This window comes from Amycolatopsis sp. NPDC059021, from assembly GCF_042739895.1.
Lineage (GTDB): Bacteria > Actinomycetota > Actinomycetes > Mycobacteriales > Pseudonocardiaceae > Amycolatopsis.
Genome location: NZ_JBHYIQ010000005.1, coordinates 143,794 through 155,370, shown reverse-complemented (window position 1 = coordinate 155,370; position 11,577 = coordinate 143,794). Strand labels below are relative to the sequence as shown.

Annotated in this window: 11 protein-coding genes; 6 read left to right on the top strand and 5 right to left on the bottom strand. The window is 70.3% G+C overall.

What is annotated here, in order from left to right; genetic code table 11:
• Window positions 1-36: 36 nt before the first annotated feature.
• Window positions 37-2,991 carry a trypsin-like serine protease gene (locus tag ACFWX1_RS04515; RefSeq protein WP_378383771.1) on the bottom strand — a complete coding sequence of 985 codons (2,955 nt, stop codon included), beginning with the start codon at window positions 2,989-2,991 and terminating at the stop codon, window positions 37-39.
• A 139-nt stretch (window positions 2,992-3,130) separates the two neighbouring features.
• Window positions 3,131-4,054 (bottom strand): XRE family transcriptional regulator, encoded by a 924-nt coding sequence (locus ACFWX1_RS04510; protein WP_378383769.1) that lies wholly within the window; start codon window positions 4,052-4,054, stop codon window positions 3,131-3,133.
• Window positions 4,055-4,132: 78 nt separating this feature from the next.
• Between ACFWX1_RS04510 and ACFWX1_RS04505 the strand changes: the two genes are divergently transcribed.
• Entirely contained in the window at window positions 4,133-5,104 is a 972-nt protein-coding gene (locus ACFWX1_RS04505; protein ID WP_378383767.1) for an XRE family transcriptional regulator, read from the top strand.
• 57 nt (window positions 5,105-5,161) lie between these two features.
• On the top strand, window positions 5,162-5,689 hold the full coding sequence (locus tag ACFWX1_RS04500) for a CHAP domain-containing protein (RefSeq protein ID WP_378383765.1): 528 nt from the start codon (window positions 5,162-5,164) through the stop codon (window positions 5,687-5,689).
• Between the two features lie 10 nt (window positions 5,690-5,699).
• Here the strand turns inward: ACFWX1_RS04500 and ACFWX1_RS04495 are convergent, their stop codons facing one another.
• Window positions 5,700-6,035: a cupin domain-containing protein gene (locus ACFWX1_RS04495; protein ID WP_378383763.1), complete on the bottom strand. Its 336-nt coding sequence runs from the start codon at window positions 6,033-6,035 to the stop codon at window positions 5,700-5,702.
• A 71-nt stretch (window positions 6,036-6,106) separates the two neighbouring features.
• Between ACFWX1_RS04495 and ACFWX1_RS04490 the strand changes: the two genes are divergently transcribed.
• Window positions 6,107-7,054: a GlxA family transcriptional regulator gene (locus ACFWX1_RS04490; RefSeq protein WP_378383761.1), complete on the top strand. Its 948-nt coding sequence runs from the start codon at window positions 6,107-6,109 to the stop codon at window positions 7,052-7,054.
• Window positions 7,055-7,061: 7 nt separating this feature from the next.
• Here ACFWX1_RS04490 and ACFWX1_RS04485 read toward each other — a convergent pair whose 3' ends face one another.
• Complete coding sequence (locus ACFWX1_RS04485) at window positions 7,062-7,412, bottom strand: hypothetical protein (protein WP_378383759.1); 351 nt, start codon at window positions 7,410-7,412, stop codon at window positions 7,062-7,064.
• Window positions 7,413-7,622: 210 nt separating this feature from the next.
• Between ACFWX1_RS04485 and ACFWX1_RS04480 the strand changes: the two genes are divergently transcribed.
• Window positions 7,623-8,552, top strand: a complete 930-nt coding sequence (locus ACFWX1_RS04480) for a zeta toxin family protein (protein ID WP_378383757.1) — start codon at window positions 7,623-7,625, stop codon at window positions 8,550-8,552.
• Between the two features lie 102 nt (window positions 8,553-8,654).
• On the opposite strand, the gene ACFWX1_RS04475 is transcribed toward ACFWX1_RS04480, so the two are convergent.
• Window positions 8,655-9,977, bottom strand: coding sequence for a PLP-dependent aminotransferase family protein (locus ACFWX1_RS04475; protein WP_378383755.1), 1,323 nt, complete (start codon window positions 9,975-9,977; stop codon window positions 8,655-8,657).
• Window positions 9,978-10,068: 91 nt separating this feature from the next.
• Between ACFWX1_RS04475 and ACFWX1_RS04470 the strand changes: the two genes are divergently transcribed.
• The gene (locus ACFWX1_RS04470) at window positions 10,069-10,845 is read left to right on the top strand and encodes an alpha/beta fold hydrolase (protein ID WP_378383753.1); all 777 of its coding nucleotides are present in this window, start codon (window positions 10,069-10,071) and stop codon (window positions 10,843-10,845) included.
• Window positions 10,842-11,561 carry an SDR family NAD(P)-dependent oxidoreductase gene (locus tag ACFWX1_RS04465; RefSeq protein ID WP_378383751.1) on the top strand — a complete coding sequence of 240 codons (720 nt, stop codon included), beginning with the start codon at window positions 10,842-10,844 and terminating at the stop codon, window positions 11,559-11,561. The genes ACFWX1_RS04470 and ACFWX1_RS04465 overlap by 4 nt, the downstream gene beginning before the upstream one ends.
• The last annotated feature ends 16 nt before the right edge of the window (window positions 11,562-11,577 follow it).

Below are 11,577 nucleotides of genomic sequence, written 5' to 3'. Positions count from 1 at the left end.
GTGCCACTCCTCCCCGAGTGGCACCGCCCGACCGGCTCAGCCGAAGACGAACCAGAAGAACGACACGGCGGCCTTCTTCCCCGTCGCGTCGGCGACCGTCACCGTGACCTGCCTGCTGTCCGGCCTGCTCGGCGTCCCCGAAACGACGCCGCTCGCCGGATCGAGGCTCAGGCCGGGTGGCAACGCCGTCGAGGACCACTGGTAGGGACCGGTGCCGCCGGAGGCCTGCAGTGCCAGGTTCACCGCCTGGCCGACCCGGCTGTTCTGGGTGCCGGGGTCAGCCAGCTTCAGCTCGGCGCCCGGCCCGCCGGTCACGGTCAGGCTGTAGTGGACCGTCTGCGTGGACTTCGCGCTCTCGCCGGAGATCGTGACGTCGTAGGTCCCGGCCGGGGTACTGGCGCTCGTGGTGATGGTGAGTGTCGAGTGCCCGCCGAGGTCCACACTCGCCGGGCTGAACGCCGCGGTCGCGCCCGAGGGCAGACCCGACGCCGTCAGGCTGATCGCGCCGGAGGGTGGCGGGGTGTCACCGCCGGGCAGGTGCGGGACGATGTCCGCGGCGTACGTCGAGACCCGGGCGTAGACCGCGTACCAGTCGCACGAGGTCGACATCCATGAGAACACCCCGACGACCGTGTTGCCCACCAGGTACGGCCCGCCGCTGTCGCCGACACAAGCGCCGGCGTGGTGGTCGGCGTAGCCGGTGCACAGCATGGCCGGGACCTTGTACTGTTCCCGTCCCTGGTTATCGGTGTACCTGCCCTTGCAGGCGCTGTCCGCGGCGACCGGGATGTCGGCCTGCCGCAGGACGTTGCTGTAAGTGTTCGCACCGATCTGGCCCCAGCCGATGGAGAGCCCCTTCGTCCCGGCCGCCTCCAGGTTCGGGTCGGTGTTCAGCTTCGGATAGGTGATGCCCGCCGGGACCGGCATGTCCTTGTCGAGGGTGACGACCGCGACGTCGGCGCCGTTCCGCCAGTCCTCGTAGTCCGGGTGCACCCACTGCGAGGCGATCTCGGCGGTGGTGCCGGTGTCCTTGGTCAGGTCGTCGGCGCCGTAGACGAACCACTTGTGACCCGGCTTTTCCCGCAGGCAGTGCGCGGCCAGCAGCACCGTGCGCGGCCCGAACAACGTGCCCGTGCAGGACTGCTGACCGGGGAACGCCGAACCCTCACGGCGCATCGAGATGATGAACGGATGGTCGGCCGTCGTGGTCGGGGTACCGCCCACAACGCTCGGCGACGCCGCGGGGACGGCGTTCGCGGTGACCGTGGTGCTCACCGCCTTCCCGGCGGCCACGCTGCCGGAGGATGGCGAGGCGGACAGCGTGAAGTCCTTCGCCGGCGGCGGGGTGTCACCGCCGCCGAGCAGTTTCGCGCCCAGCGCGTCCGCCTTCGGGGAGCCCCAGCCGGTGCACAGGTCGTAGCCGGTGCCCGCGTTGTAGGTGCCGTTGCCGCCCGAGGTCACGTCGTGGAACGTGCTCGCGTAGTCGGCCGACCCGGCGATCCGGTAGATGGCCGGGTTGAGCTGGCCGAGCCGCGATTTCCCGCCGCTGAGCGACTTCTGGTTCAGCATCGCCACATAGCCCGCCCACAGCGGGGAGGACAGGCTGGTGCCGCCGACGTCGAGCCAGCCGCCGTTCAGGTACACCGACAGCGCGCCCGCGCCGTAGTCGGCCAGCAGCGAGACGTCCGGCACCGAGCGGTACTGGTTGGTGCCCGGCTGCCAGTCGGGACGGTTGTAGATCTTCGAGTAGCCGCCGCCCGAACGCGTGTTGCCGCTGCTTCCCTGGTTCCAGCACGACTCCGACTGCCAGGTCCCGGCGCTGTCGGACGTCCGCAGCTGCGTGCCGCCGACGCCGGTGAACAGCGGATCGCTAGCCGGGTAGTCGGCCTGGATGGTCTTGTTGTCGCCCCGGTAGCCGCATCCCGTGCCGCCCCAGTCCCCGGAGGCCGAGAGCATCGTGACGCCTTGGGCGGCCAGCTGGGTATAGGAATCGTGCGAGGCCGCGATCGGATCCGATTCGCAGACCTCGCCGTTGAGCCACGAGCCGGACAGGATCGTGATCTTGTTGTCCGAGGCGATCTTCGCCATCTCGTGCACCCACGCCTGGTCGGTGTTGGGCGCCGAGTAGACGATCTGCCTGGCCTTCGGCGCGGTGGCGGCCACCGCCTGGATGTCGAGCGTGACCTCCATCTGGTCGCTGCCGGGGTTCGGCACGCCGCCGTCCACCTTCACCAGCTCCGGAGTGACGGCGGGTTGCTTGAAGTACTGCGTCCAGCCGTCGATGTCCGACTGCTTGTACGTGTCGAATTCGATCAGCCCGACCGTCTCACCCGAACCGTCGTAGGCGCCGGAAAGACCCGTCATGCTGTACGCGGTGCGCAACTGGGCCGGGGTGTAGCCGCCGGCCGGCCCGCCCGGTCCCGCCGGGGCGCCCGCCCGGTGCGCGGCCGGGCGGTCGGTCAGGCCGGTGACACCGCGGACGACGGCTGCGACGTCCGCCGGCACCGCGGTTCCCTTGGTGGCGTTGAAGAAGCGCTCGCCGGAGGCCGAGTGGAAGCCGGAAAGCGAGGTGGCGAACGCACTCTCCACTTCGGACGGTGTGCCGGACGCGGTGACGACCTGCCGGTTGCCGGTGACGTCCTCGACGCGCAATCCCTTGCCGGTCAGGTACTTCCGCACCAGGCCGACCGCTTCGGCGGAAGGCCCGAAACGCTCGGTGTACTCCGTGGCGCTCAGATAGTGGTGGTAGACCGGGGAATTCGAGTCGGCCGTGTCGGCGACGTAACGCTCGGCACCCGCGGCGTCCCGGGGCTTCAGGGCGACCGAGACGGTGATCCGCCCGGGAAGGGCCGCGCTGTCCGCGGTGGCGCCGGCGGGAACGGCGGGCGCCGTGCCGAGCGGGACCAACGGCGGTGGCGCGGCCGACGCCGTCGGCGGGGAGAAGGCGGCCGTCGCCAGGACGGCGGCCACGAGCAGGGAGGCTTTTCGCATGTGCTGCTCCGGGGTGTGATGAGGAGGAATACAGCACTACGGACGGTAAGAACGGTGACACGGATTTCTCCAGGCGATGTGGAAACCGCGCCGCGACAGCGGGATAAGCGCTGGTCACTCCCCCGTGTTCACAGAATTGCTACCAGGCCCAGCTCGTCCCGACGATCCCGGCACGGACGTCACGCGCCGCCAGCGTCACGGTGTGGTCGTCGCCCAGCCGCACCCGTTCCACCCGTCTGCGCGGCGCCGCGAGATCACGTTGTTCGAAACGGAAAACGCTTTCCGGGGCATGGTGATCGAATCGCACCCGGCAGGTGTACAACGGGGTCGGCCGCGTCAGCCTCCGGTGATACCCCTCGACGGGACGGCCGCGCGGAAACACCAGTTCGTATTCCACGGCGGCCACTTCCCCGGCGGCCAGTTCCCGGTCGAAGACGAGTTCGCCGACCAGAAGGCCGTTGGCGTCGTCGGTCCGGACGCGTCCCACCCGGCAGCAGTGCACGGCGGCGAAGCGTGGCGCCCGCCTGGCGAGGTCTTCCGTCTGGTAGTACGTCATCATCCTCGTCACGCCGTCCACGGTGGCCTCGGCGACCAGCCGCACGCGCAGCAGGCGTTCCTGGCGCTCGCCGACCACGAGTTCGTCGTGCACGGACCAGAACCGCACCTGATCCTCCGGCGGCGACCGCAGCGCGATCGACACCGGCCGCACCGACGGCCACAACCTGCGCCGTTCCATCAGTGGTTCCCGCCGCTCCCGCGGTTCCCGTCGCTCCTCCCCCGGCCCGAGCAGCGAAGTCAACGTGCCGGACGGCAGGCCCAGCACCCGCTCGAGCTCGAACACCGCACGCAGCGAGGCCTCGCGTCCGGGCTTGGACCGGCCGTGCCGCCAGTACGCCAGCGCACTGCGCGACACCGGCACCCCACGGGAAGCCAGGTGCTCCCGGAGCCTGTCCAGGGTCAGCCCGGCGTCACTGATGGCGGCGTCCAGAGCGCTCGCGAAAGTCTCGTTCCGTCCCGGCACGAGACCACTGTCGCGCGCGCCGCCGTGGCGGACCAGCGCCATTCGTCGGATACCGGTGTCCGCGAGGGACCAGGACTTTCGTCGGTTCCGAAACGGTGCCCGGCTGATCATCCTGAAGAAGTGACTCGGTCGTCTCCTGGATCGTTCGCGGTCACGCTGGACGCCGCGATCGACGAATCCGGGCTGTCGCTTGATCGGCTCCGGCACCATCTCGCGGCACGCGGTGTGCGGCTCTCGCGCTCGGCGCTGTCCTATTGGCGACGCGGTCGATCCCAGCCGGAACGCGAGCAGTCGATGCTCGCCGTCACGCACCTAGAATCGGTGCTGGGACTCGCGGCGGGGACGCTGACGGCACAGCTCGGGCCGAAGGCGCCCCGGGGACGCTGGCTCGGCGAACCCGCCGACCGGATCGAACGCCGCCGGCTGTGGCCGCAATTGCGGGCGTTGTCCGGGGACCTGAGGCCACCACCGGACGGTCAGCTGTCGTTCTGGTCGATCCACGACCGCATGGTGCTCGACGAACAGGGCTGCGAAAGGGCACTGCGGGTCCGGATGGTCGCCGAAGCGGCCGTCGACGGCGTCGACCGCCTGATGACCTACTACCAGTCGGACTCACCCCTGACCGCCGACCCGTGTTACCGCTTCGTCCGTTCCGCGCGGCTCGGCCGGGTCTGCGTCGACCGGGTCACCGGCATGGTCGCCGGCGAACTGCGGCTGGCGCGCCCGCTCGCGAGGGGCGAGGTGACGGTCGTGGACTACGAAATCCGGTTCCTGCCCAGCACTCCCCTCGACCACTACCACCGCCGGTTCACCAGGCCGATCCCCGAATACGTCTGCCAGGTCCACTTCGGACAGCGGATTCCGGTCAATGTCCGCTCCTACGAGCAACGCTGCCCGGGCGGCCCCCGGCATCCCGGTGACGCGCTGACCGTCGGCGCCACGCACGTCGCCACGCTGGCCCTGCGCGACGCCCGCCCCGGCATCTGGGGCGTCTGCTGGCGGTGGGACGGCAATTCTGTGAACAACGAGCTCCGACCTGGGAATTCGTCGCAGGCCGCACGAATCGTCCACAAAGGTCTGGGCCAGACCTGATCTTCGACCTACGGTCACGGCGCACTCTCCCCTTCCCCATTCAGAAAGGGCCTCACCATGCGCCGACCGTCTCGTGCCGTGCTCACCCTCGCCGCCCTTTTCGCCTTCGCCGTCACCGGAACCACCACCGCGGCCGCCGCGCCTGCCGCGCAGCCGGTGTCGATGGCCGCCGAGTACGGAACCGTCCCGGCGTCCGCGACCGCGGGCACCATCGGCGACATCTACCCGGCGAAATGGCGCAACGTCCCGCAGGACTCGGTCATCGACGACTGGAACATGTACAACCGCGAGTGCGTCTCGTGGGCCGCGTTCACCATCGCCCGCCACGGCAAGAGCGCCGCGAACTACGGAGACGCGAAATACTGGGACGACAACGCCCGCAACAACGGATTCCGTGTCGACAACACTCCCACCGCGGGATCCATCGCCCAGACCGACAACGGCCGCTACGGCCACGTCGCGATCGTCGACAGCGTCCACGGCGACACGGTGACCGTGGAGGACTACAACTGGACCGGCGACGGTCACTACCTCGTCCACGACGTCAAGACCGCCGCCTTCCGCTACATCCACTTCTACGGCTGATTCCCGGCGCCTAACCCTCCGGGTAGAAGACGAACAGCGTGCAACCGGTGGTGGTCGCGGGCACGTGCCACGAGCCGGCCGGGGCGTGCAGGAACGTCCCGGCCGGGTAGTCGCGCGCGCCGTCGTTGAACGTGCCCGCGACCACGTAGACCTCCTCCGGGCCGGGCTCGTGGACGTCGCGGCGCGGCCACGACGTGCCCGGGTCCATCTCCAGTACGTGTGCCTGCGCGCCATTCGCACCTGTCCACAGTGTACGGAGCCGGATGCCGGGGAAGAGCTCACGGACGGGGGCATCCTGGACGGAGACGGCGGTGTAGCCCTCCTGGGCGAGAATCTCGGGGTGCATGCCACCACGATGCCGTGCGCCGAGCATCGCGGGACAGTGTCGGAAAAGACGCCATGGGATACTTTCTTGCCATGCATCGCGTGGTGGCTCTGGTACGTCCCGTGCAGTCGACGTTCGAACTCGGCTGCGCGGCCGAAGTGTTCGGCACCAGCAGGACGGAAGTGCCGCAGCACTACGAATTCGAGGTGTGCGCGGAGACACCGGGGCCGGTACCGACTTCCGCGGGCTACACGATGTCCGTGTCCCGTGGCCTGTCGGCGCTCGCCACCGCGGACACCGTGATCATCCCGGGCTGGGCGCCCGTGGAGGCCCCGCTTCCCGCCCGTGTACGCCGTGCGCTGCTGCGCGCCCATGCTCGCGGCGCACGGCTCGTCACGATCTGCTCCGGTGTGTTCGCGCTGGCCCGCACCGGGCTGCTGGACGGCCGTTCGGCGACCACGCACTGGGCGAACGCCGAGCGGTTACGGCAGGAGTTCCCCGAGGTGAGCGTGACGCCGGACGCGCTCTACGTCGACCACGGCGACGTCGCCACGAGCGCCGGAGCGGGCGCGGGTATCGACCTGTGCCTGCATCTCGTCCGCCAGGATCACGGTGCCGCGCACGCCGCGCTCCTCGCGCGGCACATGGTGATGCCGCCGCACCGCGACGGCGGCCAGGCACAGTACGTGCCGCCTCCGCCGGCGGCGGACGAGCTGGACGGCCTCCTCACGTGGGCGGGCGCGCGGCTCGGCACCCCGTTGTCGGTGGGTGACCTGGCCGCGCATCTCAACGTCTCGCCTCGCACACTCGCCCGGCGCTTCGCCTGCCGGCTCGGCACGAGCCCCGGCGCGTGGCTGCTGTCCCGCCGGGTGGCCGAGGCACGCGCCCTGCTCGAGAACACGGACCTGCCGGTGGACGCCATCGCCGCCCGCGTCGGACTCACCTCGGCGGTCAACCTGCGCCGTCGCTTCCACACGCTGGTGGGCACGACCCCTGGCGCCTACCGGCGGGCGTTCCGGGGCAGCGCCGCGGCCGGGTGAAGGCCGGTCATTCGCTCTGGGCCCACGCCGCCACCGGCAGCGACAGGTAGATCCCGAAGTCGCGCAGCCCGGTCGCGGCCGCGACGCTCTCGTGCAACCGGTCGACACGCTCCTGCCGGTCACGGGCCCGGCTCTCGAACCACTTGGACCGCACCTCGATCACCACGTCGAGACCGCTGCGGTCGAACGGCCCCAGACCACGGAACCGCAGTTCGACGTCCCCGGGCTGCAGATCGCCGTCGTAGGGCTCCTCCGGGCACTCGACAGCGAGGGAAACGAGGGGTGGCAAGGATTCCGCCAGTTCGCGGAGCAGGTCTTCGGGGACGTGGGGCGCGTAGGTGATCTCGACGAGTGGCACCTGCCCAGCTTAGGACGACCGCGCCGGGGCCGTCGGTGCCCCACGCCGGGCGCCTCACACCGGCCGTTGCCCGGGACTTCGTTCGGGTGTACCACGCTCAGGTGTTTTCTCCGCCGGCCTCCTGCTTCTCCCCCACACTCGGAACGGCCCGGTGTCGAGGCGCGGAGATCCGCGGGCAGCGGATCGTCGTGGTGACGAAAGGAAACTGCTGTGTCCGCATTTTCGCGGTATCCGCTCAGGTATCGGATCCCGGTTTTCTCCCGATGGTGGCGGATGGCCCTCGGCGCGCTGGTGGCCGTCCTCGTGGCCGCCGTGCCACAGGCCGCGTCGGCCGCGGTGTCCTCGCGGGAACCGCTGACCGACGCGCAATGGGCCGCGCACCTGCGTCTGGTCGACCAACGCATCGACCAGGAGATACACCAGGGACGCGAAACGGACGTACTGTTCACCATCGGCCATGATCGCGAACACTGGCTCCCTTCCCGGGCTCGTCTGCAACGCCAGGTGGCCGAAAAACTGTACGCACGGGGTTCGGCCGTTCCTTCCGCCGGAAAGGCGGTTCTCACCGGCGGCCTGCCCGGAGCGGGCAAGACGACGGTCCTCAACGACAATCCCTTCGTGCGGCCCCAGGACTATCTGGTGCTCAGCTCCGACGACGCGAAGGAACTCATGTGCGCCGGCGACATGATCCCGGCGGTCGACGGGCTCGCCCCGATGGAAGCCTCGGATCTGATCCAGCGGGAAGCCGCGCGGATCACCGAAATGGTCGCCGACCGTGCCCGGCGCGAGCGCCGCAATGTCATCTGGGACACCACGATGGCCTCGGTGCCCGCCATCGACAAGCGCGTCGCTCCCCTGCGGAAGGCGGGCTACACCGAGATTTCCGCGCTGTTCCTCGACCTTCCGATCGAGGTGAGCGTCCAGCGCATCGACCAGCGTCACCGCTCCGGCTACGAGCGCTATCGCAACGGCGAGCGCTGCGAGGGCCGCCACGTGCCGGCAAGCCTCGTCCGCCGCCAGGCCGATCCGGTCTGGAGTAGCCGGAACCGTGCGTCCTTCGAGGCGACCAAACACGAGTACGACCATTGGTACCTCTACGATTCCACCCGGCTGCCGCCCACCCTCGCGGCCCGCGGCTGAGCCCGCGGCATCTGTGTCAGGAAGACACCGGGAACGGGTGCTCCGCCACCGCGTCATCCAGAGAGCATCCGGCGCTGGTGTGGTAGACGAAGGCCGCGGACGTCAGAACTCCGCGGCGGCGTCCCCCTCGCTGCGAGCCAGCGCGGCGAGGGTGTCCAGCGCGTGCGCCAGGATTTCCCGTGGTGGAGCGGACAAGGCGAGGCGCACCGCGTTGGGCGCGTGCCCGGTCCCCACCGTGAAGGCCGCCGCCGGAGTGATCGCGATGCCGTGCCGGGCGGCCGCGGCGACGAACGTCTCGGCACGCCACGGCGCGGGCAGTTCCCACCAGCAGTGGTAGGCGCTGGAATCGGCACGGACGTCGAAACCGGCGAGGCGCTCGGCGAGCAGCCGCTGGCGCTGTGCGGCGTCTTCCCGTTTGTCCCGCGCGATCTCCGCCGCGGTGCCCTCGCTCATCCAGCGGGTCCCGGCTTCCAGCGCGAACCGCGACGCGACCCAGCCGCCGGAGCGCAACGCGGCGGCCACGCGCTCGTACAGCGCGGCGGGGGCGACGGCGAATCCCACGGTGAGACCCGGTGCGAGACGTTTGGACAGGCTGTCGACGAGGACAGTGCGTTCGGGAGCGTGTGCGGCTAGCGGCGCGGGCTCCTCGCGCAGGAAGGCGTAGATGCTGTCCTCGATCGCGTAGCAGTCCAACTCCCTGAGCACGCGAGCCACTTCGGCGCGACGCGATTCGGGCATCGTCACGCCGAGCGGGTTGTGCAGTGTGGGTTGCAGGTACACCGCACGCAACGGCGCCGCGGCGCGGATCGCGGACGGGCTCACGCCCTCGTCGTCCAGCTCGAGCGGGACCAGCGTGACGCCCAGCCGATCGGCCACCGCCTTCACCACCGGGTAGGTGATCGCCTCGACCCCGAGCCGCTCGCCGACGGGCACCAGTGCGGCGATGGCCCCCGCGATCGCCTGCCTGCCGCTGCCGGCGAACAACGGAGCCGGTGCTGTCCAGCCACTGCGCGACAACGTCGCGATGGCGGCTTCCCGGGCAGCGGGCGTGCCGACGACCTGCGAAGGGCGCAGCGCCTCCCCCATCGCGTCCGCGCGCAGGAGCCCGGTGAGGCCCTCGGCCAGCCGCGCCGGCTGACCGGGCAGCACGGGGAAGTTCAGCTCCAGATCGACGCGCGCGTCCGCCGGTTCGGCCAGTGCCGGCTCCACGCCGTCCTGACCGGCGCGGATGAACGTGCCCCTGCCGACCTCACCGACGGCCAGGCCACGCCGCACCAGTTCGCCGTACACCCTGGCCGCCGTGGAGTTCGCGATGCGATGCGTGCGGGCGAACCGGCGCTGCGGCGGCAGCCGGTCACCGGGAGCGAGGCGCCCAGCGGCGATGTCGGCCGCGATCGCGTCGGCGACGCTCCGGTAATCCGGCATGTCCACCTCATTGCTCCGAGTACATTGTTTTCATTGCACCGACATATTGCCCTCGATAGCGTGGTGACGTCAAGCCCGAGGAGGAGCATCGATGCACGTGAACGGCATCAATCTGGAGTACGACGAGCGCGGCGAGGGCGAGCCGATCCTGCTGATCCACGGCCACCCATTCGACCGCTCGATGTGGCGCCCGCAACTGGAGCACTTCGGCGCCCGCCACCGGGTGATCGCACCGGACCTGCGCGGCTACGGAGCCAGCACCGTGGTGCCCGGCAAGACACCGCTGGACGTGTTCGCCAAGGATCTCGCCGCACTGCTCGACGGCCTCGGCATCGAGCGCGTCGTCCTCGGGGGCCTGTCCATGGGCGGGCAGATCGTCCTGGAGTTCCACCGGCTCTTCCCCGGACGAGTGCGCGCGCTGGTGCTCGCGGACACGAGCGCCGAAGCGGAAACACCGGAGGGGGTACGGGCTCGCAACGCGATGGCCGATCGGCTGCTCCGGGAAGGAATGTCCGGCTACGCCGAGGAAGTGCGGTACAAGATGGTCAGCAGGGACAACCCCGCGACCGCCGAGCTGGTGGCAGGCATGATGCACGCCGCGCCACCGGAGGGCGCGGCGGCGGCCCTGCGCGGCAGGGCGGAGCGTCCGTCCTATGTGGACATGCTGGCCACGGTGCGGGTGCCGTCGCTGGTGGTGGTCGGCGAACAGGACGAGTTCACCCCGCTCGCCGACGCGCGCCTGCTGCACGACCGGATTCCCGGTTCCCGCCTGCTGGTCGTGCCGGGAGCCGCGCACATGCCGAACCTGGAGCGGCCGGACGTGTTCAACTCCGCGCTGGAAGAGCTGCTGGCGGAGGTGACGTCGTGAAGGTGGTCGTCACCGGCGCAAGCAGCGGTTTCGGCGCGGCGATCGCACGCCGCTTCGCCGCCGAAGGCGCGGAGGTCATCGGTGCCGCGCGGCGTACCGAGCGTCTGGCCACTTTGGACGGTGTCCGGCCGCTCGAACTGGACGTGCGGGATCGCGTAGCGGCGCAGCGGGCTCTCGCCGCACTGGACGACGTCGACGTGCTGGTGAACAACGCCGGATTGGCGCTGGGGCTGGAACCGGCGAACGCCGCGAGCCTCGACGACTGGGACCGGATGATCGACACGAACTGCAAGGGACTCGTGTACTGCACGCACGCGCTGCTTCCCGGCATGGTCGAACGCGGCCGGGGTCACGTGGTCACCATCGGCTCGGTGGCGGCGGGCTACGCCTATCCCGGCGCCAACGTGTACGGCGCCAGCAAGGCGTTCGCCCGCCAGTTCAGCCTCAACCTGCGCAGTGACCTGCACGGCACCGGCGTGCGGGTGACGTGTGTGGAGCCCGGATTGGCCGGGGGAACCGAATTCTCGGAAGTCCGCTTCCACGGCGACCGCGACCGGGCCCGTGAGGTCTACGAAGGGGTGCGACCGCTGACGCCCGAAGACATCGCGGAAGCGGTGTACTGGGTCGCCACCCAACCCGCGCACGTGAACGTCAATCTGCTCGAAGTCATGCCCGTCGCGCAGAGCCCCGCCGCTCCGCGGGTCCACCGGTCCTGACCCTCGGAAAACGCGG

Excerpts from the sequence above, each read along its gene's own strand:
- ACFWX1_RS04470 (WP_378383753.1), top strand. The coding sequence starts at position 10,069 with ATGCACGTGAACGGCATCAATCTGGAGTACGACGAGCGCGGCGAGGGC.
- ACFWX1_RS04495 (WP_378383763.1), bottom strand. The coding sequence starts at position 6,035 with ATGCACCCCGAGATTCTCGCCCAGGAGGGCTACACCGCCGTCTCCGTC.
- ACFWX1_RS04490 (WP_378383761.1), top strand. The coding sequence starts at position 6,107 with ATGCATCGCGTGGTGGCTCTGGTACGTCCCGTGCAGTCGACGTTCGAA.
- ACFWX1_RS04515 (WP_378383771.1), bottom strand. The coding sequence starts at position 2,991 with ATGCGAAAAGCCTCCCTGCTCGTGGCCGCCGTCCTGGCGACGGCCGCC.
- ACFWX1_RS04500 (WP_378383765.1), top strand. The coding sequence starts at position 5,162 with ATGCGCCGACCGTCTCGTGCCGTGCTCACCCTCGCCGCCCTTTTCGCC.
- ACFWX1_RS04510 (WP_378383769.1), bottom strand. The coding sequence starts at position 4,054 with ATGGCGCTGGTCCGCCACGGCGGCGCGCGCGACAGTGGTCTCGTGCCG.
- ACFWX1_RS04475 (WP_378383755.1), bottom strand. The coding sequence starts at position 9,977 with ATGCCGGATTACCGGAGCGTCGCCGACGCGATCGCGGCCGACATCGCC.